This is a genomic window from Celeribacter persicus (assembly GCF_003050785.1).
GTDB lineage: Bacteria > Pseudomonadota > Alphaproteobacteria > Rhodobacterales > Rhodobacteraceae > Celeribacter > Celeribacter persicus.
Genome location: NZ_QAOH01000017.1, coordinates 57,940 through 84,821, shown reverse-complemented (window position 1 = coordinate 84,821; position 26,882 = coordinate 57,940). Strand labels below are relative to the sequence as shown.

Annotated in this window: 25 protein-coding genes and 2 pseudogenes; 10 read left to right on the top strand and 17 right to left on the bottom strand. The window is 62.9% G+C overall.

Annotation, left to right across the window (positions count from 1 at the left end):
* A partial coding sequence (locus C8N42_RS17030; protein ID WP_146168246.1) for an IS3 family transposase occupies positions 1 to 151 on the top strand: 151 nt, incomplete at its 5' end.
* A 104-nt stretch (positions 152 to 255) separates the two neighbouring features.
* On the opposite strand, the gene C8N42_RS17025 is transcribed toward C8N42_RS17030, so the two are convergent.
* From C8N42_RS17025 to C8N42_RS17010, 5 genes are all read right to left on the bottom strand, one after another.
* Positions 256 to 2,169, bottom strand: a complete 1,914-nt coding sequence (locus tag C8N42_RS17025; protein ID WP_107817738.1) for a type IV secretory system conjugative DNA transfer family protein — start codon at positions 2,167 to 2,169, stop codon at positions 256 to 258.
* A 16-nt stretch (positions 2,170 to 2,185) separates the two neighbouring features.
* The gene (locus C8N42_RS17020) at positions 2,186 to 4,114 is read right to left on the bottom strand and encodes a relaxase/mobilization nuclease domain-containing protein (protein ID WP_107817734.1); all 1,929 of its coding nucleotides are present in this window, start codon (positions 4,112 to 4,114) and stop codon (positions 2,186 to 2,188) included.
* Positions 4,107 to 4,727, bottom strand: coding sequence for a helix-turn-helix domain-containing protein (locus C8N42_RS17015; protein ID WP_107817733.1), 621 nt, complete (start codon positions 4,725 to 4,727; stop codon positions 4,107 to 4,109). Before C8N42_RS17015 ends, C8N42_RS17020 begins: the two co-directional genes overlap by 8 nt.
* 411 nt (positions 4,728 to 5,138) lie before the next feature.
* Positions 5,139 to 5,315: a hypothetical protein gene (locus C8N42_RS21680; RefSeq protein WP_170109353.1), complete on the bottom strand. Its 177-nt coding sequence runs from the start codon at positions 5,313 to 5,315 to the stop codon at positions 5,139 to 5,141.
* A 635-nt stretch (positions 5,316 to 5,950) separates the two neighbouring features.
* Positions 5,951 to 6,289: a DUF736 domain-containing protein gene (locus C8N42_RS17010; protein ID WP_008335659.1), complete on the bottom strand. Its 339-nt coding sequence runs from the start codon at positions 6,287 to 6,289 to the stop codon at positions 5,951 to 5,953.
* Between the two features lie 928 nt (positions 6,290 to 7,217).
* On the opposite strand from C8N42_RS17010, the gene C8N42_RS17000 reads away from it, so the two are divergent.
* The 3 genes from C8N42_RS17000 (at position 7,218) to C8N42_RS16990 (ending at position 9,783) form a co-directional block, all read left to right on the top strand.
* Positions 7,218 to 7,799: a plasmid pRiA4b ORF-3 family protein gene (locus C8N42_RS17000; RefSeq protein WP_245890225.1), complete on the top strand. Its 582-nt coding sequence runs from the start codon at positions 7,218 to 7,220 to the stop codon at positions 7,797 to 7,799.
* Between the two features lie 246 nt (positions 7,800 to 8,045).
* On the top strand, positions 8,046 to 8,876 hold the full coding sequence (locus C8N42_RS16995) for a type IV toxin-antitoxin system AbiEi family antitoxin domain-containing protein (protein WP_107817731.1): 831 nt from the start codon (positions 8,046 to 8,048) through the stop codon (positions 8,874 to 8,876).
* The gene (locus C8N42_RS16990) at positions 8,866 to 9,783 is read left to right on the top strand and encodes a nucleotidyl transferase AbiEii/AbiGii toxin family protein (RefSeq protein WP_107817730.1); all 918 of its coding nucleotides are present in this window, start codon (positions 8,866 to 8,868) and stop codon (positions 9,781 to 9,783) included. Before C8N42_RS16995 ends, C8N42_RS16990 begins: the two co-directional genes overlap by 11 nt.
* 178 nt (positions 9,784 to 9,961) lie before the next feature.
* Here the strand turns inward: C8N42_RS16990 and C8N42_RS16985 are convergent, their stop codons facing one another.
* The 9 genes from C8N42_RS16985 to C8N42_RS16945 form a co-directional block, all read right to left on the bottom strand.
* On the bottom strand, positions 9,962 to 10,558 hold the full coding sequence (locus C8N42_RS16985; RefSeq protein ID WP_107817737.1) for a DUF6088 family protein: 597 nt from the start codon (positions 10,556 to 10,558) through the stop codon (positions 9,962 to 9,964).
* Positions 10,559 to 11,099: 541 nt separating this feature from the next.
* Entirely contained in the window at positions 11,100 to 11,801 is a 702-nt protein-coding gene (locus tag C8N42_RS16980) for a VIT1/CCC1 transporter family protein (protein ID WP_078572358.1), read from the bottom strand.
* Positions 11,798 to 13,711, bottom strand: coding sequence for a heavy metal translocating P-type ATPase (locus tag C8N42_RS16975; protein WP_088726623.1), 1,914 nt, complete (start codon positions 13,709 to 13,711; stop codon positions 11,798 to 11,800). Before C8N42_RS16975 ends, C8N42_RS16980 begins: the two co-directional genes overlap by 4 nt.
* Positions 13,712 to 13,716: 5 nt before the next feature.
* Positions 13,717 to 14,697, bottom strand: coding sequence for an FAD:protein FMN transferase (locus C8N42_RS16970; RefSeq protein ID WP_038147442.1), 981 nt, complete (start codon positions 14,695 to 14,697; stop codon positions 13,717 to 13,719).
* On the bottom strand, positions 14,678 to 16,885 hold the full coding sequence (locus tag C8N42_RS16965) for a PepSY domain-containing protein (protein ID WP_078572356.1): 2,208 nt from the start codon (positions 16,883 to 16,885) through the stop codon (positions 14,678 to 14,680). The genes C8N42_RS16970 and C8N42_RS16965 overlap by 20 nt, the downstream gene beginning before the upstream one ends.
* A 12-nt stretch (positions 16,886 to 16,897) precedes the next feature.
* Complete coding sequence (locus tag C8N42_RS16960) at positions 16,898 to 17,368, bottom strand: DUF2271 domain-containing protein (RefSeq protein ID WP_078572355.1); 471 nt, start codon at positions 17,366 to 17,368, stop codon at positions 16,898 to 16,900.
* A 38-nt stretch (positions 17,369 to 17,406) separates the two neighbouring features.
* Positions 17,407 to 17,814 carry a hypothetical protein gene (locus C8N42_RS16955; protein ID WP_107817729.1) on the bottom strand — a complete coding sequence of 136 codons (408 nt, stop codon included), beginning with the start codon at positions 17,812 to 17,814 and terminating at the stop codon, positions 17,407 to 17,409.
* A 171-nt stretch (positions 17,815 to 17,985) separates the two neighbouring features.
* Positions 17,986 to 18,654 (bottom strand): cytochrome b/b6 domain-containing protein, encoded by a 669-nt coding sequence (locus tag C8N42_RS16950; protein ID WP_078572353.1) that lies wholly within the window; start codon positions 18,652 to 18,654, stop codon positions 17,986 to 17,988.
* On the bottom strand, positions 18,647 to 18,928 hold the full coding sequence (locus C8N42_RS16945) for a PepSY domain-containing protein (protein WP_078572352.1): 282 nt from the start codon (positions 18,926 to 18,928) through the stop codon (positions 18,647 to 18,649). Before C8N42_RS16945 ends, C8N42_RS16950 begins: the two co-directional genes overlap by 8 nt.
* Before the next feature lie 145 nt (positions 18,929 to 19,073).
* Here C8N42_RS16945 and C8N42_RS16940 point away from each other — a divergent pair, with 145 nt between their 5' ends.
* The 3 genes from C8N42_RS16940 (at position 19,074) to C8N42_RS22100 (ending at position 21,507) form a co-directional block, all read left to right on the top strand.
* Positions 19,074 to 19,733: a response regulator gene (locus C8N42_RS16940; protein WP_078572351.1), complete on the top strand. Its 660-nt coding sequence runs from the start codon at positions 19,074 to 19,076 to the stop codon at positions 19,731 to 19,733.
* A complete protein-coding gene (locus C8N42_RS16935; protein ID WP_078572350.1) occupies positions 19,730 to 21,097 on the top strand; it encodes an ATP-binding protein in 1,368 nt (455 codons plus the stop codon). Before C8N42_RS16940 ends, C8N42_RS16935 begins: the two co-directional genes overlap by 4 nt.
* Positions 21,098 to 21,378: 281 nt before the next feature.
* Positions 21,379 to 21,507 (top strand): hypothetical protein, encoded by a 129-nt coding sequence (locus C8N42_RS22100; protein ID WP_274840669.1) that lies wholly within the window; start codon positions 21,379 to 21,381, stop codon positions 21,505 to 21,507.
* A 223-nt stretch (positions 21,508 to 21,730) separates the two neighbouring features.
* On the opposite strand, the pseudogene C8N42_RS21935 reads toward C8N42_RS22100, so the two are convergent.
* A pseudogene (locus C8N42_RS21935) lies at positions 21,731 to 21,892 on the bottom strand (SMC-Scp complex subunit ScpB); the annotation flags it as partial.
* Between the two features lie 157 nt (positions 21,893 to 22,049).
* Here C8N42_RS21935 and C8N42_RS16925 point away from each other — a divergent pair.
* Genes C8N42_RS16925 through C8N42_RS16915 form a run of 3 tightly spaced genes read left to right on the top strand, consistent with a single transcriptional unit; the run spans position 22,050 to position 25,405 of the window.
* Positions 22,050 to 23,663 (top strand): Mu transposase C-terminal domain-containing protein, encoded by a 1,614-nt coding sequence (locus tag C8N42_RS16925; RefSeq protein WP_107817728.1) that lies wholly within the window; start codon positions 22,050 to 22,052, stop codon positions 23,661 to 23,663.
* Positions 23,664 to 23,675: 12 nt separating this feature from the next.
* Positions 23,676 to 24,557, top strand: coding sequence for a TniB family NTP-binding protein (locus tag C8N42_RS16920; RefSeq protein WP_067267035.1), 882 nt, complete (start codon positions 23,676 to 23,678; stop codon positions 24,555 to 24,557).
* Positions 24,554 to 25,405: a TniQ family protein gene (locus C8N42_RS16915; RefSeq protein ID WP_082852112.1), complete on the top strand. Its 852-nt coding sequence runs from the start codon at positions 24,554 to 24,556 to the stop codon at positions 25,403 to 25,405. Before C8N42_RS16920 ends, C8N42_RS16915 begins: the two co-directional genes overlap by 4 nt.
* An 83-nt stretch (positions 25,406 to 25,488) precedes the next feature.
* Here C8N42_RS16915 and scpB read toward each other — a convergent pair.
* Positions 25,489 to 25,944 (bottom strand): annotated as a pseudogene (scpB, locus tag C8N42_RS16910) (SMC-Scp complex subunit ScpB); the annotation flags it as partial.
* Between the two features lie 2 nt (positions 25,945 to 25,946).
* Positions 25,947 to 26,831, bottom strand: a complete 885-nt coding sequence (locus tag C8N42_RS16905) for a DUF1403 family protein (RefSeq protein WP_107817727.1) — start codon at positions 26,829 to 26,831, stop codon at positions 25,947 to 25,949.
* Between the last annotated feature and the right edge of the window lie 51 nt (positions 26,832 to 26,882).

The window sequence follows — 26,882 nt, the reverse complement described above, 5'->3', positions numbered from 1 at the left end:
AAGGGTCAGGCGCAAAACCTATCGGACCAGAAGACAGGCTCGCGCCGATGTGTTCGATTACATTGAGAGGTTCTACAATCCAACGCGTCGCCACTCGACCATCGGCTATCTAAGCCCTATGACCTTCGAGGAGCGAGCTATGAAAGCTTAAGTTGCCGTCCACGAAACCGGCAGCAGCTCAATAGTCAGCAAACACTACCTGAACATGAAAAAACTGCCGACTATCCGATTACATTGAACGCGCCATTTTTGCTGTCACCCACCCAACAACTCCTCGATGAAATCCTCCTGCCGGTCGAGCGCCACCTCCCATTCCTTCGGCACAGCCGCTTCCCGCTCGAGCGTCTCGGGCTCAGGCTGCCCGCGCCCGGCCTCCATCCCCATCACGCTCATTGTGCGCGCTTCGCGGCGCTGTGATCGATCCCGCACAGGCGCGCGTTCGACTGGTTTCACCGGCTTGTCAGAACTTGCCTCATCACCAGCATCGCCTCCCCAAGGCCCCACACCCTGCACGCTCGGCGGATAGGGGAAGGGCTTGCCCTCCTGTCGTGCCAGCATCTCCTTGAAGAAGGGATCATCGTAATACTTGATCCGGCTCGCCTTGATCGGATGCTGGGGCGAGGCGAGGATGATGACCTCGTCGGGGTCCATGAGGCGCGCTTCGGTCTCGGAGAGGAGCGGCCGCTCTTCCAGCCGCGCTGATGTCGAGGTCGCGCCAAGGAATCCCTTGTTGCGCCCATACATCCGGGTCACCGCCTCGCGGGTGGTGCTGCCGACTGCGGCGGAAACCTCCTTTACGGTGCGCTGGTCACGCGGGGTGATGTAGAGCTTCAGCCCTGCCCCGTTCTCGAGGCTTTCGCGGCCTTCGGGCCCGTAGATCCGGTCGAGCGAAGCCAGCGACTGCGCGATCATAGCGACGCGGCCACCGTAACTCGCCAGCGAATGGATCGCGCGTTCGAGATAGGGCATGGCCCCCATCTGCTGGAATTCGTCGATCATCATCATGACCGGCCAGGGCTCGTCCGGACCCGGTTCGTTGAGGCGGATCGAGGCGATGAGATCGGCAAACATCAGGCGCAGGAGCGGGGCCAGCGTCGCGATGTGATCTTCGGACACCGCGATGTAGAGCGATTGCGGGGTCTTGCGGAAGGTCGAGAAGTCGAAGTCGCTCGCCTTCGTGGCGGAGCGCACCGCCGGATTGTCCCATTGCTTGAGACCGGCGGTCATCAGCGCCTGGATGTTCGAGGTCAGCAGCCGCGACGAAGCTGAGGCCGCGTTGGTCCAGAGCTCGCGCAGGATGTCTTCCTCGGCCTCGTCGGCATAGGTCTTGTACTGGGCGTTCTTGTATTCGCCCCCTGCAACGATCTTGTTTACCTCGCCAAGGTTCGGCGTTCCGCGCTGGATCGCCAGCAGACAGGCGGCGACAAAGATCGACTTGCCGGCCTCGGAGAAGGTGTCGAGTTGCTTGTTGTCCTTGTCGAGGAACAGGTCGGCCAGGATCGAAACCTCGGTAAACCGCTGCGCGAAGCTCGGGGCCTTCGCGATCCGGGCGAGCGGATTGTAGCGATGCGTGGCATTGGCCCAGTCGAAGGGGCTGAACCGATAGACCTCGTCGCCGTTCAGCGCCCGGAGCCGCGCGGTCTTGTCGAAATTCTCGCCCTTCACGTCGAGCACCACGACCGAGCCTGCAAAACTCAGAAGGTTCGGGATCACGAAACCCACACCCTTACCGGCACGAGTCGGCGCCACCATCATCACATGCGGGATGGTCGTCGAGGAGATGAACTCGGCCTTGGAGGTCGGCGCGCCAAGCTTGCCGCAGACAAAGCCCTTGCCGGGCGCCTGTAGCATGTCGTTCTTCTTCAGCTCCGCCTTGGTCTGCCAATGGGCCGAGCCGTAGTCGTCGCGCTCCTTCTTCCAGGTCCAGGCCAGCGCCAGGGCGCCAAGCCCGATGGCCCCGAAGCCGACGGCCCCAAACCCCACCTTGAACGCCTCGGGATGTGCCGCGCGGGTACCGGCGCTCGCCTTCCAGAGCGCCAACATGTCGAAGCTCTGAAACCCGGTTTTCAGGGCTAGGGTCAGGTAGAAGGCGGCAACGATGGTGCCGATGAGGGCACCGCAGATCACGCCGAAGAGAAGCGCGGCCCAGAGGGGGAGTGTCTTGGTCATGGTGGTCATCTCCCCCTCAGAATTCCATCTCGTCGTCGAGACCGCGGTCCCGACTGAGATCGCGGCCCAGCTCCTGCGACTCCTGCTGGCCGCGCAGCCGCGCCACTTCGGTCGCCTTGGCCTGCTGCAATCCGGCGGCGCGGTTGGTGAAGACCTGATCGCGGGTCTCCTCGAAGGTCATCTCAAGGAATTCCTGCGTGACGGTGATCTGGTCGAGCTTGCTCGGCAAGGCCGCATCCAGCACTTCGTAGTTGCCACGCCGAAGCTCGGCCAAGCCCTCCTCACCCAATTCCTTGAAGAGCTCGGATTGCAGAGTCCGCTCGACTGTCTCTTCCTGTTCCTCGCTGAGCTTGCCGTCCCGCAACATGTCAGCGAGGTCCTGCAGGTAGGGATTGGGCGTCCGGTCATCCTCGTCGATAAGGGGCAATGTCGCCTCCTCCTCGTCCGCGAGGGTCCGACCAATCTGGACACCCAGTTCCTTGGCGCGCTCCATCAGGGCGTCCATCACGCCGTCGACCTTTTCCAGCGCGGCATCGAGCTGGTCGTCACTGGCGGTCTCCACGCTGAGACCGTCCTTGGCGAGCACCGCGTTCATGTCCCGCTCGACCCAGTCCTGGGCCATGCCGTAGTTCCGCGTGCCGCCCGCCGAGATGCGCGCCACCAGTTCCTCGCTGTCCATTCCGGCTTCCTCTGCACGCTCGAGCACGTCACGCAGGCCCTCGTCCTTGCCGGACTGCAGCGGGGCAATCAGCACGTCGCTGCCCGCCCCCGGCGGATAGGGTTCTTCGAGCTGCTTGCCAAAGCGCGCCCGCAGGTCCGGGTCCGGCACCATCTGCGACAGGTCCGCGATGATCGGCGCAGCCTTAACCTCGAACGCGGCGCGCTCGGCCGGGTCCAGTTCTTCGGCCTTGAGCCTCAGCGCCTCGATCGTGCGCTCGGAATAGTCGATCGCATCACCGACGGTCTTGATGTCCTTCATGTCTATCTCTCCTTCGGTGAAATTCCACGGCGTGCCGGAGCCGAGACCGTCCGCCATGCCGCGCAGGGCGCGCGCCATGTGGCGTTGGTCCATCCGGTCCAGCAAGTCGGCGAGGTTCTTGTAGTCCTTGGCGAAGCCCACCACCTGCGCCTGCGCGACGGCGGATTCATGGGCCGTCATGACGATCTCGCGCGGCAGACGGGCCTCTTCCTTGGCGCGGTAAATCTCCTCGATCCCGGCGGGCTTCTCGAAGATGCCGCGTTCGAGCCGGGTGGTGGCGTCGAGCATGACGCCATAGCGCTCCGCGATCTCGGCCTGCTTCTCGCGCATCAGCTGCGGCGACATCACCCCCTCGGCCCAGCAGGAGAACCAGGTGCCGGTTTCCACGCCGCGATTGTTCAGGATGATATGGGCATGCTTGTGCGCCCGGTCGTCATGAACCGCGAGGACATAGTCCCATTGGTCGCCGTATTCGCCGCTCTCGAAGAAATGCTCCGTCCAGTCCATCGCGATGTCGCGCACCTGGTCGACCGTCACGTCGGTCGGGAAGGACAGCAGCATGTGCGAGGTGAACCCGAGCTTGGTCGAGCCGCGCCAGGTACCGGCCCAGTCCTCGATGATGTCCTCTTTCTGCTCCTCAGAAAGCACCGCCGCATCGGTCAGCGCGTTGGTCATCGTCGAGTAGGTGTAGACCGCCTTGTCGTTGATGTAGGATATCTGCGCCCCGAGCGAAGCACGCGTCTTGCAGCCCCCTGCCCGGATCCGTTTGAACACCGCCGCCCGGCTCTGACCCGAGGCCGCCTTCAGCGCATTGCGCGCCGACAGGGATCCGACGCGCGCGAAACTCCGCCCCTGCCGACGCCCCGCCAGACGCGCGTCGATCCGCGCCGCGGCCTGGCCCCGGATGCGCTCATCCTCCCAGAGCCGCCCCATGACCGAGGTGTAGAGGGCGAGCGGATCAGCCATTCCTGACAAACCTCAATTCGCGTTCGATCGTGCGCGGGCTGTCCTCCAGAACCGCGCTCACCGTCCCCTGCCCTTCTTCCTTTTGCGGCCAATCCTGATGACGCATCGCCTGCGCCGCATCCTTCATCCGGCCCATCTCACGGCTCATCGACTGCGCCAGATCAAGGAGTTCGATCAGCACCGCGCGATCCGCTTCCGTGACCTCGAGCCGACCGCGATGGAGCGCCTTGGCGAGCACCAATCCGGCGTCGCTCACATCTTTCGCCTGACGCCATGCGGCGCAGAATTCCGAGACCAGATCACGAGGTACATCGAGAAAACCGCAGCGACCGCGCAGCACCGCATTGAGCGCCTGCGACCGGTTGGCATAGCCTCGCGCGCGCCACTCGGCATCGAACGCTGCAAGCTCGGACTGGCTCGCCCGAAAGGCCACCGTCTCGCTTGGATCGCGCACCGCGATGCCCTCGCCCGCCTCCTCTTTCGCGAGCCGGTTCACGTGGCGCGGGGAGATGCCGAATGCCGCCGCCAGCTCCCTCGCGCTCTCGCCCGCCGCAAAGCGCCGCGCGACTTCGATGCGCTCTTCAAGCTTCAGGTTTTTCGCTGGCCTCGGCACGGGTCAGACCCCTCGGACAAAATGTGCAAACATTGGCCATATCCTGCCAACGTCTTCCTTCTCTCCTTCGCTTATACTTCACTAAATCATATTGCGCAATATTACGTTTTGCATATTGTGTCTTTTTGCATGAAATGGGATGCACTCATGACCGCTGCGCAGCGCGACACGGAGCGCCGCCGCCCTCATCGAGGCAAGGCAATCTGGTCAAAAAAATCTTCTGAAACTTGTGCTGGCGCAGCACGCGATGTCAGGCAATCCGAGCGCCCGAGCCGTTCACGGATCGGGCGCCAGAAACACGAAAACTGCCCGCGCGGGATGGCGCGGATCATACCCTCTGAGGGCGGCACGATGCTTCTGAGAGTCGACGTCAGACCCCTGCGGATCCGAAGAGCCGCAGGGGTATCTGGGTCAGTGACCCAGTCCCAGAGTGCGCAGATCGTCGTAGCGGCTGCGGGCGATCAGAGCCTCGGTCTCGAGGCTGTCGAGGGTCTCCGGATGGGCGTCTTCATCAAAGGCGGCGAGGTAGGCATCGAAGGCCATGTCGGCTTGCAGTTCGGCGAGGTCGATGGATTGTTCGAGTGTCATGGTGTGATCCTTTCCGTTGATCGTCGTTGGACGGATCGTGGAAAAGACCGGGGGCATGAGAGCGGGCTGCACCCGGCACGGGGCGCAATGAAATGGAGCACGCCGGGGGCAGGTTTGTTGTGGGCGATGCCCCGCAGCGCTCAAGGCGTCAGCCGTCCAGAAACCTGCCCCCGGCGTTGCCGGCCGCTCGACCCCGGGCTAGCGATCTAAAAGGCCAACAGGTCGACGGAAAGGTGCGCGGCGGCGACCCCGGCGTGCGACGTCGCCCCCCGGACGTATGACTTTGATCTGCGGTTTCCAACCTCGCGACACAGGGTGAGTTCGGCACCCCCGGCAGCTTCACCAAGAATACCCAGGCGCCGGTTGCTCGACCGTCGGAGGGGTGCGCTTGGCTCGCCAAGTGGGCTCCCAGTTTTCCTCTGCTTACTTTCGGCTCACCCTCGGGTTCGCGCGATCCACTCTGTCCCTCAACAGAACGATCAAAGCTGCTTCTGCGATCGATCCAGTCAGACTATCCGCCTCGGTGTCAGCCTCCGAAATATGCGGCGTTCTTCGGACACGGGTTTCGGACCCGAACTGCTGCCATTCCCCGGAACGAGAAAAGGCCAGACCGCCGGAGCGGTCTGGCCCTTGGTTTAGGCGGCGTCTTTCGGGCCCCAGGGGATGACGGCCTGCAGGGACAGATCGTCCTGGTTCGCGGCCTTGCCGAGGTTGGCGTTGAAGCCGTGATCGCGGATGGTCAGCGTGTAATAGTCCGCGCCGGTCTCCTTGTTCTGCTTTTTCCAGATGCCACCACACTCAACCAGCTTGCCGCGGGGGGAGCGGCCGAGGACGCGGTGCGTGGGGGCCATCGGGTTCGAGCTCGCGACGGGTTCGACCGTGATGTCGAGGTCGAAGGTCAGGGTCGAGATGGAGCCGACGCCTTTGGCGGTTTCGATGTCGGCGCTGGTGAATTTGATGCAGTTCGTGGTCATTGCTCTTCTCCTTGTTTGCGTTGCAATGATGGTCACCTTGCAGCTGGCCAAGGCCCGGCGACACCGAAGGCGAAGCGCAGCGGAGAGGGGCAGGCGCCGGTCTTTTTGATCCGCGCGGAATGACCCGCAGGGTCAGGGGAAAAAGATCGGAGACAACCTTTGTGGACGGGACGACAGCTGCGACCAGCATTTCATGCAAAGCAACACATCGGGAGAAGTGCGGTGGCCGCGAAGGAAACCCAGGTAAACAGCCGATGGAACTGCCGGCGGCGGTGTCTTTTCTGCCCTCTCACCCCGAGCCGCAGCCGGACGGGTTCGCGCTTTGCCGAGCCCTGCCTAACGTTTCGCGACCTCACTCATACGTAGCAAGCTGGTTGAGTGCGGTGCCATCTGGCAGAGCGATTTCAAGCTGACCTCCGAGGCATCTGCACCGGGCGCGGGTCATCCCGATTTCGAACGACCCCTCTTCGGCAGCCGAATCCTTTGCGATTTCTTGCATCGCGCTGATCACCAGCCCTCTGCCAGCTTTGGCCAGAGCGATCCGGCGGTCGTCGAAACTCCTTTGCGGTCAATGATGGCAGAACAGCATGTCCGGCAAAGCGAGGAGTAACACCGGCTGATACGGGAAAAAGGGGATCATTGAAGCGACCCGCCCCGCCCCAGCGACCGTTACCGAATGGCCGAGATGAAGCGTTGCCACGACCATGCGACGGCTGGTCGGGCTGGCTCCGGAGGAGACGGCGCGGCCAGCAGCACGTCGCAGGGAGAGGCGGCGTTTCATCTCGGGGAGGGCGGCTGCCTGCAGCCGACCGATTAGGGCGCGGTCCTGACCAAAGGGCAGGAGGGGCCAATGTTCCCCTTGAATGCTTCAACTTAAGGATCAAAAATTACTTCAACGGCAGGACCATTGAGACAGGCGGGACACACTTTGATTGAGCTGAAAATCGAACTTGTTGGCATCAAACCACCCATCTGGCGCCGGATCCTCGTGCCGAATGACATCAGCTTGGACATCCTGCATTCCGTTCTCCAGGGCGCTATGCCTTGGCAAGACTATCATCTGCATGAGTTCGAGATTGGCGAAGACAGGTTCGAGGCCCGCGACGAAAGTGACGACAGCTGGGACCCAAACGATGGCCGGAAGGACGAAAAGAAGTTTGCTCTTGGAGAGCTGGTCAAGAAAGGCAGTCAGTTCACATATACTTATGATTTCGGCGATGGTTGGCGGCATCTCGTCACCGTTGAGAAGATTAGCAAACCAACCGGAAGACCAGATCTGGACTTCCCCGCCTGTGTTGCCGGAGAGCGAGCGTGCCCGCCAGAGGACTGTGGAGGGCCCTACTCATACGAAGAGTTTCTCGACGCGCTGACCGACAAACACCACCCGGAACATCGCGATACAAAGCAATGGGCGGGCGCGTTCGAACCGGAAGTGTTCAGCGTGCAGCAAGCCAATGCTGCCGTTGGTGCGATGTTTGTATGGGCAAAAGAACGCCACAATCGAAAGTGAAACCTGACTCTGGTTTGGCGCAGCGGCTTCGACATGGGCACAAAGCTTCAACTTTTCGATCCGAATGGCCGAGCGTCTTCTCAGCCAATCTAGGGCATCCACGCCCTGCTTTGCTGGTGAGCTTCAGAGCCGACAACCACCAGTCTCTTTGAGAATTTCAGAATTTGTCGATCCTTAACGGACTACTTCACAGGTTTTCACAGAAACAAGTAGCGGCCTCTTTAAAAATATATCATTGTGTCGCACATGAATGGACAAGAACACGAAAAGCTAAAGAGCCTTCTTGAGGCTGTCCCCACGGGGTTCCTCGTGGACTCCGCCTGGCTTGAGCACCACGGGATAGGCCGGCGTTCATCCTACGCCTATGTTCAACGCGGCTGGCTGGAACGCCTTGGCCGCGGCGTCTTCCGCCGCCCCTCACCAAGCAGCGCCACCACGAACACGCTCGACTGGAAGACCTGCCTGCTCTCGCTCCAGCACATCATGCACTACCCTGTCCATATCGGGGGCGCGACGGCATTGGGCCTGCAAGGCTATGCGCACTATCTCTCCCTCGGCGACAAAAGCACGGTTTGGCTCTACGGCTCAAAAATCCCCAACTGGCTCGAAAAACTGCCGCTCAACGCCGAACTCCGCACACGCAGCGTATCGCTGTTCTCCGATCCAGAGTTGGGTGTCAACGACGCGCGAAATAATCTCAACGAGACAGCATCGTCCCTGCCATGGGACTGGAAACTGGTGATGTCCTCGCCGGAACGCGCGATCTTTGAGGCGCTGGACGAGTTGCCGGATCAGGAGAGCTTTCACAACCTCGACATGGTGTTCGAAAGCCTGACGACGTTGCGCCCAAGAACCCTCTCGGCACTGCTCAGAAGTTGCAAGAAGATCAAGGTCAAACGCCTGTTCTTCGTGTTCGCCGACCGCCACGACCATGCCTGGCGCAAGCGACTCGATCCGGAAGAGTTCGACCTCGGCAGCGGGGATCGCGCATTGGTCAAAGGCGGCAAGATACATCCGCGCTACAGGATCATGGTGCCCGAAGAGTTTGTAAGAAAGGAACGTGGTCATGGCGCGTGAAGACTATGCCGCCCAAGTGGCCCTGCTCGTGCGGGTACTTCCATATGTCGCGAAGGAGGAGATATTTGCGCTCAAGGGCGGGACAGCCATCAACCTCTTCTATCGCGACCTTCCGCGGCTCTCAGTCGATATCGATCTGACCTATCTGCCTGTCAAGGACCGCGCCGAAAGCCTCGTCGAGATCAACGACGCGATGAACCGGATTGCCGCTGCCATCGAAGGCGGCATCACCGGCGCCAAAGCGCAGCGCATTGCCGGCGGCGGCGGCGGCGCCACGCGTGCGCTCGCACGCCTCGGCGCAGCCGAAATCAAAATCGAAACCTCCCCCGTTACCCGGGGCGTCGTGCATGATCCGGAACAACGTGAAGTCTCCGAAGCCGTCGAGCAGGAGTTCGGATATGCGACGATGAACATCGTCGCTTTCGAAGATTTGTTCGGCGGTAAGCTACATGCGGCCCTCGATCGCCAGCACCCGCGAGACCTCTACGACGTCAAGCTCCTCTACGAGAATGAAGGGTTTACCGACGAGTTGTTCCGTACTTTTCTGATCTACGTTGCGAGTTCACCCCGCCCGCCGCACGAACTTCTGAACCCAAACCTGATCGATCTGGATCAGCCCTATGCCCGGGAATTCGAGGGCATGACGAAGGGAGCGGTCGACCTTGCGGAATTGGTCTCAACGCGCGACCGCCTGATCGGTGATATCCAATCCCGCTTGGATGAGAGCGCGAAGAGGTTTCTGAGAACCCTGCATGAAGGCGACCCCGACTTCGACGCGATCGACCGCCCTCAAGCGGCCGAGCTTCCGGCGGTCAGATGGAAGCTCATCAACGTGAACAAGCTGAAAGCAGAAAACCCGGAGAAGCACGCCGTCCAAGGGGAAGAGCTGGAGAAGCTCCTCGGCTGAAGATGGATCAGAGATGACTGATTTCGAGAACGACCCCGACTACGAAGAATGCTTGGTCACGTTTTTTGATGTGCTCGGCTTTCCAACAAGTCTGCGGGCCGCCCCAGTTTCGAGGCGGCCACTTCCAGAGCGTCAATCTTGTCTTCGCGCGACAACGAAAAATAGGTTTGGTTTTCTGTCATTGCGACGACGCAAGCGCGCTAAGTTCCTTGGCCATCCAGGTTGGCGCACCGGCACGAAGGCTCAGAAGCTCGCGCTGCTCCTCTTCGTTCAATGTCGCCTTGATACGCCTCAAAGCCTGCGCAGCTTCGGTTTTGCCGAAATATGCAAGCGCCCGAAAAGCGTGGCCGGCACGACTGTTGGGTGCACGAAGCTGCCAGCTCGGCACATGTTTAAGCTCGACGCTTTGCGCTCCGAGTTTCAGATGACGGCTCGGCCCGGAAGTCCAATAGACTTGACGGGATGGATTCTGTGTCGAAATACCGAGCAGGTTCGCTGCCGACGCCCCGCTTTGCGACACACGCTCACCGGTTGATTTCGCAATGTGCTCAACCACGGCCTGAACCGAGGGTGCCCGGCTCCCGAAGCGGGTTTTCACGGGCAGTGCGAACAATCCGCGTCTCACACGCAGAAGCTCCCCACGTCGAACCAAACGCGACAGCGCCTGGTCGACCGCGGCACGCTCTCCGAGGTGCAACAACTCCCGCGCCGACAGGGTCGCCCCCTCCGGCAGCGCTTCAGCATAGGCCTTGATCGCTTGAGATGTGGTTTGCATGCTCGCCTCCATGTGTCAGATATATAGCTTAGTTTCTGACGGTTTTCAAGCTGAAGCTTCCGTGGGTCAGTCTCGCTTAGGACCAGATCGCACTATTGGGACACCTTCCCCGAGCCTCTGAGGCACAAGGAGGAGATTCATGACGACGGCAAATCATGACCAATTGGGTTCGCGTTGTAAGGCCCATATCGACCAAGCGACAAGAACGGCCCAAACCAGCCATGGCCGCTGTCGTCAATCGCTGCGCTGCAGCTTCACCAGACCGGACTTTCACTGCAGATGCATGATCTCGGTGCCATCGACCTCACAGCTTGCAGCAAAGCCTGCCGTTCGGCCAACGGCCGTGAAGGTCTGCTTCCCACCCGTTAGCAGACTTTAGGAGGCGCTTGTACACAAAAACGCACACTGGACGCCGTAACACCTTGATAGCGAATCAAAATCGCTCCTTGGGTTTAATTCAAGACCGACGCGATTGCCGAACGGAGTGGCCGAACCCGGGGGGCTGACATCCAACGTCTACACCCTCTGCTGCCATCATTTCCTACCCGACAGTCACACCAAAGATTGTGCCGACTGCCGCTGTCGCGGCCATCGCGAGGGCGCCCCAGAGCGTGACCCTGGCGGCCCCTCGCGCGACGCCAGCGCCGCCCGCCGAGGCGCCCAGTCCACCGAGAACCGCGAGGCCAATGATCGTCGATGCTGCCACCAAGAGCGCGATCAACGTTTCCGGCACGAGCAGCACCACGATCAGTGGAAGCACCGCGCCGACGGCAAAAGTCAGCGCCGAAACCAATGCCGCCTGGACCGGGCGGGCCGTCACGGTCTCGGAAATGCCCAGCTCGTCGCGCGCATGCGACCCAAGCGCGTCTCGCTCGGTCAGTTGAACCGCGACCTTCTCGGCCAGATCCCGATCAAGACCTCGATCGACATAGATCAGGGTTAGTTCCTCAAGCTCAGCCTCCGGTGTTTCCTCAAGTTCGCGCGTTTCGCGCGCAAGGTCGGCTTGCTCGGCGTCGGTCTGGGAACTGACTGACACGTACTCGCCTGCAGCCATCGACATCGCACCGGCCACGAGCCCGGCCAACCCCGCGATCAGGACCTCGGGCTTTTCGGACCCCGCTGCGGCGACGCCGACGATAAGGCTCGCGGTCGAGACGAGACCGTCATTGGCCCCAAGTACGGCCGCCCGCAGCCAGCCGATGCGGTGCACCATGTGGATTTCGGAATGCGAGAGACGGCTCATGGCGTGGCTCCTTGAACAATGTCGGCTTGCCCTGACGTTGCGGGCTGTGGTTTGGCCATAGCAGGCTCATGCGGCACAATGCGCAGCGCCCGCAGGGCGTTGAGGATCACGGCGACGTCTATCACCTCCTGTAGAAGCGCTCCCTGCACAGGGGTGAGGTAGCCGAAGGCGGCGGCAATCATGCCAAGAACCGAAAGGCCGATCCCGGCGACAACACTTTCGACGGCGATCCGCCGGGACGCGCGGGCGATCTCGATGCCGGGCCCAAGCCGGTCGATCCGGTCGACAAGCAGCACCACGTCAGCGGCCTCGGCGGAGGCAGCGGCGCCCCGAGCACCCATGGCCACACCGACATCGGCTGCCGCGAGTGCCGGCGCGTCGTTCACGCCGTCGCCCACCATCATGACGGGTCCGTGCTTGCGCTCTGTGAGAACAAGGAGAACTTTCTGATCCGGCGTCAGCCCGGCGCGCAGACCGTCGAGACCCAGCCCCTCGGTCACGCGCTCGGCCACATCTGCGCGGTCGCCTGTGGCCAACAGTATACGCCCGATACCCTCGCGGCGCAGACCTTCCAGCATGACGCCCGCGCCCTCGCGCAATGGGTCGGACATCACCAGATGCCCGACCATGTGTCCATCGACCGCTACGGCGACAAGGACCGATCCGGCGCTCTTGGCGGTGGCGGGGTGATCGCCCGTCATCCGCCCAACCCGGGACGCCACGAAACCGTCGCCGCCGACGATCACGCTGCGGCCCTCGACATGGCCCACGACCCCTTCCCCCGGAAACTCGGCAACCTCGGACGGCACGGGCAGCGTTAAGCCCTGCGCCTTCGCGGCGGCGACGACGGCCTGTGCCACTGGGTGCTTGGAGGCCTGATCGAGGGATGCCGCAAAGAGCAGGATGTCGTCCTCGTCCATGCCATCCGCACTATTTATCGACACGATCTTCGGGCGGCCATCCGTCAGCGTTCCGGTTTTGTCGAGGATGAGCGTGCGGATCCGCGCCATCGTTTCGAGTGGCCCCGCGCCCTTGATCAGCACGCCGAAATGCGCGGCTCGCGACAGGCCCGCGACCAGCGCCACAGGAACGGCGAGGATCAGCGGACAGGGCGTCGCCACGACCAGAACGGCGACGGCCCGGATGGGGTCGCCGGTGAACCACCAGGCAGCGAAGGCTATGGTCACGGTGACGGCCAGGAATCCCAGAGACCATCGGTCGGCCAGCCGTGACATCGGTGCCTTGGACGCCTGCGCCTCCTCGACCAGTCTGACGATTCCGGCATAGGTGCTGTCCTTGGCCTCGCGGGTCGCCGTGACGTCGAAAGCCTCGCCTGCATTGGTAGAGCCGCTCATGGCCTCGGCCCCGCGTGCAAGCCGCACCGGTAGCGACTCGCCGGTCAGCGCCGAAGTATCGACAAAGGCCGCGTCAGAGGCCACCGTGCCGTCCACCGGCACCACGTCGCCCTGACGGATCAGCAGCCGATCGCCGGGAGCGATTTCCTCAAGCGGTATATCTTCGAGGCCGCCATTGCGATGCCGTGTCGCTGTCCGCGGAACTCGGGACAACAGGTCGTGCATCTCGTGCCGGGCGCGGCCTTCTGCGAAGCTTTCGAGGAAGGTGCCACCGGAATACATCACCGCGACGACCGCCGCGGCGAGAGTCTCACCGAAGACGAGCGCGGCAGTCATCGACAGCGCTGCGACGATATCGAGGCCCACCTCGCCGCGTCCAATGCTGCGCAGGATCTCGACTGTGAGCGCGGCAAGGGCTGGAACAACCCCGGCGAACCAGACGATGTTCGCGATGTCGCGCCTGCCAGCGAAATAGAATGCAAGACCCGCGATCAGACCAATCACGGCCAGAAGCAGAATTGCGGTCTTGAAGCGATCGGTGCGGGTCTGGTCCATTCGGCTTATCTCCCCTCTGCTGGGGTCATCGCCGCTGGCTCTTCGGAAAAAAGTCGTCCGACTCCTACGCCCCTCGCGCTCCCTGCATCATCGCGCAGGAGGAACAGGGCGTCGAGCCCTTGTTTTCTTGCGAGTTTCGCTCCTTTGTCGAGACCGAGCACCATAAGCACCGTTGCCCAGGCATCGGCCTCGGCACAGCTGCGGGCAACGACGGTGACGGAGGCAGGCGACGCGATCAGCGGCGCGCCGCGTCTCGGATCCATTGTGTGCGAGAGACGGCGACCCTGCACCTCGACCCAGTGGCGGTAGTCGCCCGAGGTCGCGACGGCCGCGTCCTGCAGCGCGAGGATTGAATGCGGCCTTCGGCGCTCGGAGTCCGGCGCCTCGACCGCGATGGTCCAGGCCTCGCCGTCTGGCCGCACACCCATCGCCCGCATCTCGCCGTCAATCCCTATGAGTCCGGCGGAAATCCCATGATCGCGCAGGGTCTCGGCCAGGCGGTCGACGCCATAACCCTTGGCGATACCGTTGAGGTCGAGCGCGACGGGCGCGGTCTTGCGAACGTGGTCGCCGTCGAACTCCAGGACTTCATGCGCCGGGCAACGAGGGTTTTTCATCGCTGCGCGGATGCCATCCGGCGTGACGTCTCCTGGCCCGAAGCCCCAAGCTTTAACCGCGTCGCCCATGCCGATATCGAAGGCCCCGCCGGAGGCGCGCCCGATCTCCAGGCCGAGGCGTATCACCTCGCGCAATCGCGCGGGAACAGCGATCCATTCGCCGACCGGCGCCGCATTGAGCCGCATCAGGTGGCTATCGGGTTTCCAGGTGGACATCTGTGCGTCCACCTCATCGACAGCCGCCTGAAGCGCCACGCGGACCGTGGCCGGGTCGAAGTCCGGTTCCGCGAAGAACAGCGTGGACCAGCGTGTGCCCATGGTCGGTCCGTTCAGCGCGACCTTCACCAGCTCAGTAGACATCTTCGACATACCGCCCCTCCGCCTTCAGGACTGCCGGCGTGAGCCCGGCCGGCGCGAGGATCTCGGCCAGCGTATCGGCCACGCCCGCCGCCATTTCACGACCGCCGCAGACCATCACGCGCGCCCCGTCACGGATCAGTCTGGTGACCTGGGCCGCGTCGTCCCGCAACGCGTCCTGCACGTAGTGCGGATGCTCCACCCGCGAGACCGCCATGACCAGACGCACCAGGCGTTCCTCATCCTGCCAGGCGGGCAGTTCCTCGCCGTAGAAGAAATCGCTTTTGGGATGCCGCATCCCGAAGAAGAGGTGGATGGGCCTGCGGCGCGTGTTGCCGCGCACAAAACCCGCGAGCGGCCCGATGCCGGTCCCCGCGCCGATCAGGATCAGCGGTGCCCGGCTCGGCCCCGGACGGAAGCCAGGGTTGCGGCGGAGGAAGGCGGTGACCGTATCGCCCGGCTCCAGGGCCGTGAGCTGACCCGAGCAGAGACCGCCGGGGTGCTTTTTCACGACGATCTCGATGAAGCCGTCGCAGCGCGCGGAGGCGAGCGAATAGAGCCGCGGGACGGCGCTTCCTTCCGGCAGGACGCCGATCAGGTCACCGGCCTCGAACCGCGCGAAGCCCGCCCCGACCAGCCGCTGCCAGAGCGTGACGCGCGGAAGCGCGAAGCGGAGGATCGCGGTCGGGGCCTGCACCTCGGCGCCGTAGTCGCGGCGCGAGACGAGGGTCAACGTTTCAGTTTTCGGCAAGACGGGCTGGTGCGACAGCTCGAGGTCGATCCTGAGAGCGTCGCCCAGTGCGCGGCCCCAGCGGGCGAAATCCTGCGGCGATTGGCGGTCGACGGTTTCGAGCGGAAGAAGCTCGGGCCAGCCCTTCGCCTGCGCCGCTGCTGCGACGTCCTTGGCGAAGGCGCAAAAGGCTGGAAAGCTGCGGTCGCCGAAGCCAAGCACCGCAATGGGCATGTCTGGCACCCGATCGAACGCGTTCAGCCGATCGAGAAAGCCCTTCGCTGAGGCGGGCGCCGCCCCGTCGCCGTAAGTCGCGGCGAGCAGGATGATCCGCTCGGCCCTCGTGTAGCGCTCTGGCGCAAAGCCCGACATCGGGCCGACATGGACGCTCTGCCCGGCTTGCGTCAGCGCGGCATGAAGCGTCGCGGCAAAGCCCCAGGTGCTTCCCCCCTCGCTGCCGACGAGCAGGATCGTCCCGGCGCGGCCTGCGGGCTGGTTGCCCCGGATGCGCGGCCGCGCGCGCCGCCCGGCGAGCCAGATCAGGACGCCGGTAGCGCCCATCGCGGGCACGCCGAGCGCCATGAGCCCGAGCACGAGACCGAGCACCGCCGCACCCTGTCCGGTGTGCAGCATGTAGATCGTCTCGGAGACGCGCTCCCATCCGGTCAGGTCGGCCCAGGCCAGGAGGGCACCGTCGCCCTGATCGAGATATCCGGTGCCCCGGTCGGTCTTGAGCGTGAAGACATCCGTGGTGTCCCCGGGATAGGGAAAGCTCAGCTCGCGCAGGTCTGCGACTGGTATTTCGCTCAGACCGGCAAGGCGGTCGAGCGCAACGCCCGTCTCATTGCTCACCTCGGCCGGAAAGGCCGGCGGGGCTCCGCCATCGGGAAGCAGGTCGAAGGTCGACGCCGTCATCCACAAAGCCGTAGTCGAGGAAAGCAGAAGGCCAACCACGGCGATCCGGGCGATTTCGACGTGAAGACGACCAGCGAGCGGTCCGCGCAGAGGCGCAAACCAGTGCCGCCATCCGCCCGTCCGGCGCGCGACCAGTGCCGCTCCGGAAAGGGAGAGGACCAGCATCGCGGCCGCCCCTGCAGCCATGGCGATGCGCCCGCCGTCGCCCAGAAACAACGAGCGATGCAGGTTGGTAATCCAGCGTTCAACTTGATTGGGATCAGCCGAGGCCACGCCCTCACCCGTGGCGGGGTCGATCACGGCGGCGCCCGGCGTGCCTTGATCGAACCAGTAGGCGGTGATCTGTCCCGATGGCGACCGGCGGATCTGCTCGACGCCCGGATAGACCAACTGGATGCGATCCGCGAGAGTGGCGACCGTCAGTTCGGTCTCTGCCTGTGGCGCGGCAAGCCGCTCGGCCGCAGGAAAGACAGACAGCGCCGCGCCACTCAAGCTGAGGATGGTGACGAGCACGAGGGCCAGCAGACCCGGCCAGCGATGGAGTGCACGGATCATGGCCCTCACTCCTCACATGTCGTAGGCGAAGCTGGCGACGTAGCGGCGCCCGGGCACAGAAGTCCCCGCACCGTCGGTCGTGAGTGGCACCGCCACCTCGTTCGGACTGTCGCGCATATCCTCGACGGCTGCGTCGATGTGAAGCGTGTACCCCGCATCGAACAGCGCATCGGCGAGGTCGAGAGTGATCTCCAGCGTGCGGCCCGCGCCAATGCTGGCGCCGGTGATGCCGTTCACTTGCGCGGTGTCGCCACCCGTGGCGCGGTACCAGTCGGTCAGATGCTCGTAGTATTTGGACTTGCCGCCAGCCATCCAGAGACTGCCGACATAGGCTCCAGAGGTATCTGTGACGTAGAGCGCAAGATAGGCGCCGTCGCCGCCGTAATTATTGAGCGTTGCGGTCAGTGTCACCGGCCGCGCCATGGCGAGGCTGGGGAGCGTTAGCGCGGTGGTGAGAGCGAGCGTTGCGAGAAGCGATTTCATCGGATGTATCCTTATTCGGAGAGGGGCTGCGGAGTGGTTCAGTTCACCTGAACCTGCGGCGGGGCACCGTTCCCGAAAAGGCCGTTCTTCGGCGGTGCGACGGTGCCCGCGGGCGCGGGATTGCGGGCGCCACCGCGACAGTCATCATCGTCATCGTCATCATCGTCATCGTCATCATCGTCATCGTCATCGTCGTCATCGTCATCGTCGTCGCAGTCGTCGTCATCATCGTCGCCATAGCGGCTCCGCGAGCCGTTACGGTAGCGGTCATCGTCATCGTCGTCGTCGCTTGCAAGAATGAGCGGCATCGCTTGCGCGCGCTCTTCGAAGAACGCAGTGAACGGCCGAAGGCCGCCGTCGGGCGCCTGCATCGCGCTCCAGGCAGGGACGCCGATCGCTGTCGTCAACGCGGTTGTGGCGGCGAGAAATGTCAGGGTCTTTTTCATGGCAGGGTCTCCTTTCGTCTGCTGAGGACAATCTGGAGAGCCGACCTGAGGGTTTCCTGACAGCGCGGCAGTTTCCGCTTCAGCTTGCTGTCAGGAAAGAAAAAGACCCCGCCGATCAGGGCGGGGCCAGGTTCGGCCGATGGGACGATCGACCTTGGGGGACTCCTCCGGTCAGGCGATGTCGCCCGGCTCGGGCGCACGTTTGGTACCGGTGACCATGGACCGCGCAAGGTTTTCGCGATGCCGGAACGAGGTCAGAACCACGCCGCCTATATGTACCGCGATCAGCAGAAGCATCAGGTTGGCAAGGGTTTCGTGCACCTCCCCCACTGCGCTTTCACCGCCTTCACCATATTCTGAGCGTTCGTCGCCATCCTCGTCGGCCCAGGCTGTCGCCACGATCTGCGGAACATCGGGCAGCATCGCCATGCGGGTCTCATCCTCCATCAGCCACCCCGTGAAAGCGGTTCCCGACAGGGCGATCAGCAGTGCTACGACCATCACAGCACCTGCGGGATTGTGGCCCAGATAGCGGCGCTCACGACCACCTACCATGTCGCTGAGATACCGGACTGTCGCCGACGGCCCTTTAAGAAACTGGGAAAAGCGGGCATAGCGGCTTCCGACAAATCCCCAGATCAGACGGAAGGCCACCAGCCCGGCAACGACGTATCCCGCCACCTCATGGACCGTCGAGAGCTCTTCGGCGCTCAGGTATGCCACCACGAAGGCCACCACGAGCCCCCAGTGGAAAATCCGCACCAGCGGGTCCCAGACGCGGACCGGACCATCGGCATCATGTCTTCCGGCCTCGCCTTCGGTCGCATAGGTTTCAGTCATCGTCGTCATCCTCGTACTCGAATTCAATGATTTGCAGATTCGACGGGTGCACCGTCACCTCGATCCGGCGGCCCTCGGCGTCGCGGCCGTCAATTTCATAGCAGCCGTCGTCGATCTTGATGCGCCGCACGGTCCAGCCGTTCTCTTCGGCCAGTCGAGTGACGGCATCGCGCGGTTGCCAATCGGCCATCGGCACAAAGCAATCATCGTCCGCCAGTGCGGAGCCGGCCGGGAACACCGCGAGAAAGCCGAGAATTGTCAATGTCTTCTTCATAGGCCAAACTCCTCATGGGGCGCGTCTCGTTGCAAGGTATGCGCCACGAAGCTGACAGCAGGCTGAAGAAGTTCATCCGCGCGCGTAAGCTTTGCGTCAGCCGTAGCCGCCAAAAGAAGGTTAGGGACAAAAGGAAAGAACAAATATGCGCATCCTGCTGATCGAGGACGACACGGTTCTGGGAGCCGCAGTGCGCGACCAGATTGCCGCCGATGGCCAATCGGTGGACTGGGTCACGCGCCTCGATACGGCCGGCGATGCGGTGAGGGTCACGTCCTATGACCTGATGCTCCTGGATCTGATGCTTCCGGATGGCCGGGGCATCGGGTTCCTCAAAGGCCTGCGCGCGCGGGGAGATGTGACCCCGGTCATCATCCTGACCGCGCTCGACCAGGTCTCGGATCGGATCGAAGGGCTGAACGTGGGCGCCGACGATTACCTCGTGAAGCCCTTCGACCTTGCCGAGCTGTCTGCCCGGATCGGCTCTGTCGCCCGGCGTTACAGCGGCAACCCGAATCCCATCCTCACCCATGGGTCATTGGACATCGACCTTGCTGCACGCAGTGTTCACCGCGACGGCAAGCCCGTTGCGCTGACGGCCCGCGAATGGGCGCTGTTCGACGCCTTCCTCGCCCGGCCCGGTCAGCTGCTGTCAAAGGCGCAACTGGAGGAGAGGCTCTACGCCTTTGACGCCGAGGTGGAGAGCAACACGATCGAGGTCCATGTCAGCCGCCTGCGCAAAAAGCTCGGGAGCGAGGTCATTGAGACCGAGCGCGGCATGGGCTACCGCCTGGGCAAACCATGAGGTGGCCCGCGAGCCTCATGGCGCGGCTGGCCCTGTCGGTCGGCCTTGTGCTGACGGTACTTTGGCTGCTCGCTGCGAGCGTCACCGGCGTGATTGTCCGGGGCGAGATGGACGAAGTCTTCGACAGTGCCCTGCGCGAGACCGCTGAGCGGATCCTGCCGCTGGCCGTGACCGACATTGTCGGACGGGAAGATGAGGGGGTAACGCAACGGCTCGCCCCGATCCGGGAACACGACGAGTTCTTTACGTATCTCGTCCGCGATGCCGAAGGGCGCGTCCTGCTGCAATCCCATGCGGCGGACCCCGCTGTGTTTCCGCCCTATGACGGGCCGGGGTTTCGGCAGACCGCCACCCATCGCCTCTACGGTGACGCAGCGCTTCAAGGGACGATCCGCATCACTGTGGCCGAACCGCTGGCACATCGTGCGTCGACCGCGCGTGAAATCCAGATGGGCCTTAGTCTGCCGCTGCTGATCGTCCTGCCGGTCGCCTTGACTGCGATCATCCTTGCTGTCCGTTTCAGCCTCGACCCGTTGCGCCGGTTCCGGGTGCGGCTGGAGTCGCGCGGCGCGCGCGACCTTTCAGAGGTTCCCGCTGACGATCTGCCAAGGGAGATCGGGCCACTGGCCGACACGCTGAACAGCCTGCTGGGCAGGTTGCGCGATGCGTTCGAGGCCGAGCGCAGCTTTGCTGCGAATGCCGCGCACGAGCTTCGAACGCCGCTCGCGGGTGCCATTGCGCAGGCGCAGCGGCTCCGCTCGGAGACGCGCGACCCGGCCATTGACGCCCGGGCGGCCGATATCGAGGCGTCCCTAAAGCGGCTGACGCGGCTTTCCGAACGGCTCATGCAACTTGCGCGGGCCGAAGGCGGGCGCCTTCGGATGGACCAAAGCGCGGATCTTCGCTCCGTCGTGCGGATTGTGGTGGACGATATCGGACGCGCGGGCACGCCGGGCCGCATCGTGCTGACACTGCCGGAAACGGCCGTCATGTCGGACATTGACCCCGACGCCTTCGCCATCCTCTGCCGGAATCTCCTGGAAAATGCCCTTCGCCATGGCGAGGAAAATGCTCCGGTTGACATGACGCTGACGGCGGAGGGGCGGCTTGTCGTCGCGAATGATGGTCCTGTTCTCTCCCGTGACACCCTTGACCGCCTCACCGCCCGTTTTGAGCGTGCAAGTGCAAGCACCGACGGCAGTGGGCTGGGCCTCGCCATCGTCGCCGCCATCGCGAACCGGATCGGTAGTCCGCTCAGCTTGGCATCTCCGCGTCCGGGCAGGTCTTCCGGTTTCGAGGCCTCCATCAAGCTACCGGCAGCCCCCGCCGGAGACCTCGCGCAAGGCATGATGCAAAGGGAGTGACAATTCGAGGAGCATCAGCACCTTCGCGCTTGCTGGCATGTTACCGCATAATCGCTCATCATCAGTACGATCGCCGAGCCATGCAGCAACGAGGCCGGTGCTTTGGCCACCCAAGCCCCAGAACCGCTTAATCAAAAGACTTTCCGCCGCCCACGCAACACAATGCCGATTTGCGCGATCGAAGCATCTACACAAACTGCCCTTCGACGTCCGTCGAAATACTGAATACTCGCTTAAATCGACACTATCCATCACGAGTTAGATGCAAAGATCGTTTTCGCATGACCGCTTCCACCGGCTTTCAGACGTCGGTTCAAATCGCCGCGTTGGTCAATCCAGGCTCCGGTCAGCCTTGCGACCGCGCAGAAAAATTCGCGGTGCAACGCAATCTGAATGTCAGCTCTCAATGAAGCTGCCGCGTCGCATCGCGGTTGCAGCGAACTTCCGGAATCCGCCGACAACGACGAGGAGGGAATACCCTGTCGCCAATAGATGCATGAGGCTTCGTTTGGAAATCCTGAAACGATTATCACATTGTAATCGTGCGGCTTTCTTGGCCCGCGGATGAATCGGTGCACCGCAAATGAAACGATAAGCAGAACGGCGGACTTCACCCTCTGCATCGGCAGCTGGTTACCCGAAATCGACTTGTGGTGCTTCGTCGACAACCCCCGCATCCGCCAACTGCTCCCGATCCGGAAGATCGCGAAGGCTCTCTAACCCGAACGCCACGAGAAACTGCTCGGTCGTCACAAAGGTGTAGGGAGCCCCTCGCCGGGGCGACCTTGGCCCGGTCTGTCACTTAGCACTTAAAGATGATAATCTGATCTTCCTTATTTCAATGACTTAGCTTTGCCCCTAAATGTGAGAATTGGCACTTAAATTAATAATGGAGACTGGACTTTAGCCCTTAATTCGATAATTGTGGCTCCGATTTTGTCGGGTTCTCATTGTGACCGAACCACTTCTATACGAGATAGACGACGCCGTGTGGGCAGAAGCCTGTCGCCGTGCGGCTGCGATCCGCAGATTCCTGGAATCCAGTTCCGGTGAGTCAACAGTGGCCGCTATTGCCGATCTTGCCTCCGAACTGCAGGTCAGCCAAGCGACGACCTACCGTTTGCTGAGGCGGTTTCGGGCGGACGGAACTGTCATGTCGCTCGTTGAGACCAAGCGCGGACGCCCGACGGGCCATCGCGCTTTGGATGCTCGGCGCGAGGAGATCATCGAGAAGGCAATCCGCACGTACTATCTGAAACCGACCCGGCCACCGGTCTCGCAGCTGGTGCGGGACATTGAAACGGATTGCGCTTCGGCAGGATTGAAGTCGCCGCATCGCCGAACGATCGAGCGGCGGCTGGGCGACCTGGACCTGCGCCACCGGGCGCAGCGTCGGGGCGAAACGCGGACCGTAAAAGCAACGACGGCGGTCCCGGGAACACTGAGCACCTCCCGACCCCTCGAGATTGTTCAGATCGATCACACGAAGGCCGACATCTTTGTCGTCGATGAGGAAACCCGCGAACCAATCGGACGACCGTGGCTGACCCTGGCCATGGATGTCTTTAGCCGTATGGTGACGGGCTTCTACTTGACCATGGATGCGCCATCCCGGCTTTCGACGAGCCTATGCCTGCTGCATTCGGTCTATGACAAGACGGCCTGGCTCAAAGCGCGCGAGATCGAAGAGCCCTGGCCCGTGGCCGGCCTTCCCGACCGGGTGCATGTGGACAATGGCGCGGATTTCCGGAGTCGCGCGTTCAAACGTGGCTGCGAGAATGCAGGCATTGCGATCGACTGGCGACCGCCGGGTACGCCGCGCTTCGGCGGACATATCGAGCGTTTGATCGGCACCCAGATGGGACGGCTGCACCTGTTGCCCGGTACGACCTTCAGCAACGCTCAGGACCTCGCGGAGTATGATTCAAGAAAACATGCGGCGCTGACCCTGCGCGAGTTGGAGCGCTATATCGCCCTCGACATTGTCGGGTCCTATCATCAATCCATCCACAGCTCGCTGAGCCGCCCTCCCCTCGCCGTCTGGTGGGACCATGAAGGCGAGATCCCTCTGCGGCTGCCTGAGGATCGATTGCAGTTCTGGGTCTCTTTCCTGCCGGAGCAGGAACGGACCTTGCGTCCAACCGGCATTCACCTGTTCGATCTGCGCTACTGGTCAGCCGCACTCAGCGCCGATGTCGGCCGGACTGAGCGGCGGCTTCTCGTGAAGTATGATCCGCGTGATATGTCGCGTGTGTTCGTGCGGCGGCCCTCAGGCAACTTCGTCGAAGCCCGCTACGCGGACCTGACCCTGGCACCCATTTCCCTGCACGAGGCTTTGACGGCGCGTCGCACCCTGCGTGAGAAAGGGCGGCGTGAAGTCGATAGCCGCGCGGTTGTGAGGACCGCACTCGAACAGCGGAAGTTGGTTGATGAGGCCGTAAACAGAACCGCTGCCGTGCGGCGCGGCAAAGCTCAGCCGAGGCGTGCCGACGACCTCCGGGATACGGGCACGCTCCGTGGTGTCGACTCCAGCAAACCGGTGCCTTTTGTTGAGGACACCGAATGAGCTGGAGCCATAATGACGAACGATCACCCTCATCTTACCGCCGACGCGGCAGCCCTGCTGTCTGAACCCCAGGCGGGACGCATTCGCGCCATCAGGTCCCGCCGTTGGGTTCTCTACCCTCGCGCAAAGCAAGCCCTCGATCGCCTCGAGGCGCTCCTTGATCATCCGAGAGGTTCCCGCATGCCGTCTGTCGCGATCTATGGCGACAGCGGGATGGGCAAGACCATGATCATGCAACGCTTCCGCGATCAGCATCCGCCACATCTTGATCGCCGTACCGGGATTCTGAAGACACCGGTCCTGGCCATGGAAATGGTTAGCCGCCCCGGCGAGCGGCGCTTCTATGGTGAACTGCTTTCCCTCCTCGGCGCACCCCAGGCACCGCGGGCCGATATTGCTCAGATGGAACAGGCGACGCTGCGGATTATGAAGGCAATCGGCACCCAGGTTCTGGTCATCGACGAGGTCCACAACATCCTCGCCGGGACCTATCGAGAGCAACGTATCGTGCTCAACATGCTGCGCTTTCTCAGCAATCGGCTCCAAATCTCACTGGTCTGCTTCGGCGTGAACGACGCCCGGGAAGCCATCGGCGGTGACGTTCAACTTGCGCGACGCTTCGAGCAACTCACCCTGAACCGTTGGGCCGCCAACGAAGACTTCGAGACGCTGATCGCGTCGATCCTGCGCAATACGCCATTGCGGCGACCCTCTGTGCTGACGCCGAAATCCCTGCGGCGCATTCTGCAGATTACGGACGGTATCACGGCGAACATCTTCCAGATGCTGGGCAGTCTTGCGATCGAGGCTATCGAGAGCGGGACCGAACACATCACCGACGGCGCCGTCGAGGCTTGGGTGCCTGCATTTGATGCCGAAGCGGTCTTCGCATGACGGGACCCCTGCCCGTCACCTTGCCACCTCTGCGCGGCGAAGTCCTGTCATCCTGGATCAGTCGCCACGCGGACTTCTATGGCGTCACGCCGTTGACCATGTTGCGCCATGGATTGCCGGATGCGACATCCCTTGAGGCAATCGATTTTTCCCTGACCAACGCCCAAGCGAACCGGATTGCGGGGATGTTCGGTGTCAGCCCGCAACTTGTACGCAGCCTGAGCTTCGCGGGTGCCCCCAAAGCGGCTCACCGGTTCATCGCCAAGAGTCCAATGCAGCGTTGCGGGCGGTGCACTCAAACCGATGTCAGCCCTCCGCCAATTCTTAGAAGCGAATTGCAGGGGTGGCGGATCACTTGCTCGCACTGTGGGGAACCCTACCAGGACAAGACCACCAGTGACGGCGAACGGACGCTTGAGCCATATCGCGCGGCAGCACGTCGCGGTGAGACCTTGTTGAACAACCACGCAGAGCGCCGCGTGGAAACATGGCTGCCACCTCTGGAGATCGCGCGGCTTCTGCTCATGCGCCGCATCCCCTGGCCGCCCCCGCGTGACGGCGATCTCTGGCGCTACCGGCTCCTCGGCGCCATCGTCCCCGATTTCGATGCCATACTGGCCAGGGAGACTTCGTTTCCACATTCGCCAAAACACCCCATCCTGCCACTCTGCATCCGACCCGCGCTCCTGGCAGGCGTGGCGATCATTGACCGCGCAGGGCCACCGATGCTGAAGATGCTGCACGGGCACATGATGGGCGAGAACAGAAAGCGCTTTGTCATGGCGACAGACCATTTGGTAAGCCCGGCGATCGAGTGGGGACCACCCCAGCAGTTCCAACTGATATGAAACCCGGGCCAGATGATTCTCAGCTTAAAGTGCCAAAAATCTTCAAATCGACCGCATTCTCACATTTAAGTGCTAAGTGACACGGTCCCGATCAAGTCGCGCGCATGCAGCCGGCCGATCAGGTCGCGGCTGATCTCCTTGCCGAAGATGTCCTTGAGCCCGTCGCGCGTGATCGGCTGATGGTAGGCGATGGCGGCCAGAACTGCGACGTCGAATTCACTCAAGTCCAGTAATTGATTACCGACATCTGCCGCCGCGCGGATCGCAGGGGCGTAGGCAGGTAGGGTCCGGAAAATCCACCCGCCGGCGACCTGCGCGATTTCGAACGCCCTCCTCTCCAAATCGGCGCTGAGGTCCTCGACCAGCAGGTCAATCGACACCCCCTGCCCCACGACGCGCGCGAGGTCGTCGCGCGGCACCGGCGCGGCAGAGGCGAAGAGCACCGCCTCGATCCGGCGCATCCATTCGCGCCAGCGCAGCTCTGGCGGCAGGTCGGCCAGCTCGCGATCCAGTTCGGGGTCAGAGCGATCCTTCGCCATCGCTACACCCCGTAAAGCCGAAAGGTGTCGCGCCCGGTCAGCTCGCGCACCGCGCCGAGGTCGACCAGCCGGTCACAGAGCCGCCGCGCGGCGCGATCCGGCAAAGGCAAAGCCGAAGGTGCCATCGCATCACGGGTCAGGAACATCTCGACCGCTTCTCCTGCCCCCTTGGCCCGCAGCTTGGGTGCGACTGCCTTCAGATGCGCCGCCCGGCGCGCGAGATCTGCCGCGAGGCGCACTGCTTCGACCACCGAGGAGACAACAGCGCGATAACAAGCAAGGCGAAGGTCATCGCCCTGTTTGCGCAATTCGGCGCGTTTCAGGCCTGCGGCCAGCAGCGGCACGAGATGATCCCAACCGAATGTTTGGGCGAGAGCCACATCCGCGAGGACCAGCGAAGCTACGTCAGCGCGTGGCGCCTCCGTTAGCACGGCCTCCAGCACCATCGCGGCCCGAATCACCGGCGCCCCCTTCCCTGCATTGAGCCACATCGCGATCTTGCCCGACTCGAAGGCCGGCAAGGCTCGACCCAGAGCCTTGGTCGACACAGGCCGCTCCACCGCGCGCCGCCAGGCGAGGCAGGTCTCGCCAGCCGGTCCCGGCAGATCGCCAGAGCGCAATAAATGCACCGCGTCGCGCAGATCCCCTGCTCTCTCCAGGCGCCCCGAAAACGCGACACAGGCCTCCGCTGCGCGCAGCGCGAGCCGGTCCCGCAACAAGGCTTGGGGCACCTCCGCGCGTCCTAGCACAAGATGCAGGTGGTTCAGCGCCGCGCCCGACAAAAACGCAACATCTTCAAGGGTTTCAGCGCGTGCAGAGGTGACCCAAGCGGGCATTCGGGGTATCGTGTCGAGGTCGCTCATGTGATCGGGCCGGGCAAATGTCATGCCGGAAGCCTACATCGTCGCGGCGCTTTCCACCAGTAAATAGTACATAAA

Coding starts and splice junctions, on each gene's coding strand:
- C8N42_RS17025 (WP_107817738.1), bottom strand. CDS start 2,169: ATGACCAAGACACTCCCCCTCTGGGCCGCGCTTCTCTTCGGCGTGATC.
- C8N42_RS17020 (WP_107817734.1), bottom strand. CDS start 4,114: ATGGCTGATCCGCTCGCCCTCTACACCTCGGTCATGGGGCGGCTCTGG.
- C8N42_RS21680 (WP_170109353.1), bottom strand. CDS start 5,315: ATGACACTCGAACAATCCATCGACCTCGCCGAACTGCAAGCCGACATG.
- C8N42_RS17010 (WP_008335659.1), bottom strand. CDS start 6,289: ATGACCACGAACTGCATCAAATTCACCAGCGCCGACATCGAAACCGCC.
- C8N42_RS16995 (WP_107817731.1), top strand. CDS start 8,046: ATGAATGGACAAGAACACGAAAAGCTAAAGAGCCTTCTTGAGGCTGTC.
- C8N42_RS16990 (WP_107817730.1), top strand. CDS start 8,866: ATGGCGCGTGAAGACTATGCCGCCCAAGTGGCCCTGCTCGTGCGGGTA.
- C8N42_RS16985 (WP_107817737.1), bottom strand. CDS start 10,558: ATGCAAACCACATCTCAAGCGATCAAGGCCTATGCTGAAGCGCTGCCG.
- C8N42_RS16980 (WP_078572358.1), bottom strand. CDS start 11,801: ATGAGCCGTCTCTCGCATTCCGAAATCCACATGGTGCACCGCATCGGC.
- C8N42_RS16975 (WP_088726623.1), bottom strand. CDS start 13,711: ATGGACCAGACCCGCACCGATCGCTTCAAGACCGCAATTCTGCTTCTG.
- C8N42_RS16970 (WP_038147442.1), bottom strand. CDS start 14,697: ATGTCGAAGATGTCTACTGAGCTGGTGAAGGTCGCGCTGAACGGACCG.
- C8N42_RS16965 (WP_078572356.1), bottom strand. CDS start 16,885: ATGATCCGTGCACTCCATCGCTGGCCGGGTCTGCTGGCCCTCGTGCTC.
- C8N42_RS16960 (WP_078572355.1), bottom strand. CDS start 17,368: ATGAAATCGCTTCTCGCAACGCTCGCTCTCACCACCGCGCTAACGCTC.
- C8N42_RS16955 (WP_107817729.1), bottom strand. CDS start 17,814: ATGAAAAAGACCCTGACATTTCTCGCCGCCACAACCGCGTTGACGACA.
- C8N42_RS16950 (WP_078572353.1), bottom strand. CDS start 18,654: ATGACTGAAACCTATGCGACCGAAGGCGAGGCCGGAAGACATGATGCC.
- C8N42_RS16945 (WP_078572352.1), bottom strand. CDS start 18,928: ATGAAGAAGACATTGACAATTCTCGGCTTTCTCGCGGTGTTCCCGGCC.
- C8N42_RS16940 (WP_078572351.1), top strand. CDS start 19,074: ATGCGCATCCTGCTGATCGAGGACGACACGGTTCTGGGAGCCGCAGTG.
- C8N42_RS16935 (WP_078572350.1), top strand. CDS start 19,730: ATGAGGTGGCCCGCGAGCCTCATGGCGCGGCTGGCCCTGTCGGTCGGC.
- C8N42_RS22100 (WP_274840669.1), top strand. CDS start 21,379: ATGACCGCTTCCACCGGCTTTCAGACGTCGGTTCAAATCGCCGCGTTG.
- C8N42_RS16920 (WP_067267035.1), top strand. CDS start 23,676: ATGACGAACGATCACCCTCATCTTACCGCCGACGCGGCAGCCCTGCTG.
- C8N42_RS16915 (WP_082852112.1), top strand. CDS start 24,554: ATGACGGGACCCCTGCCCGTCACCTTGCCACCTCTGCGCGGCGAAGTC.
- C8N42_RS16905 (WP_107817727.1), bottom strand. CDS start 26,831: ATGACATTTGCCCGGCCCGATCACATGAGCGACCTCGACACGATACCC.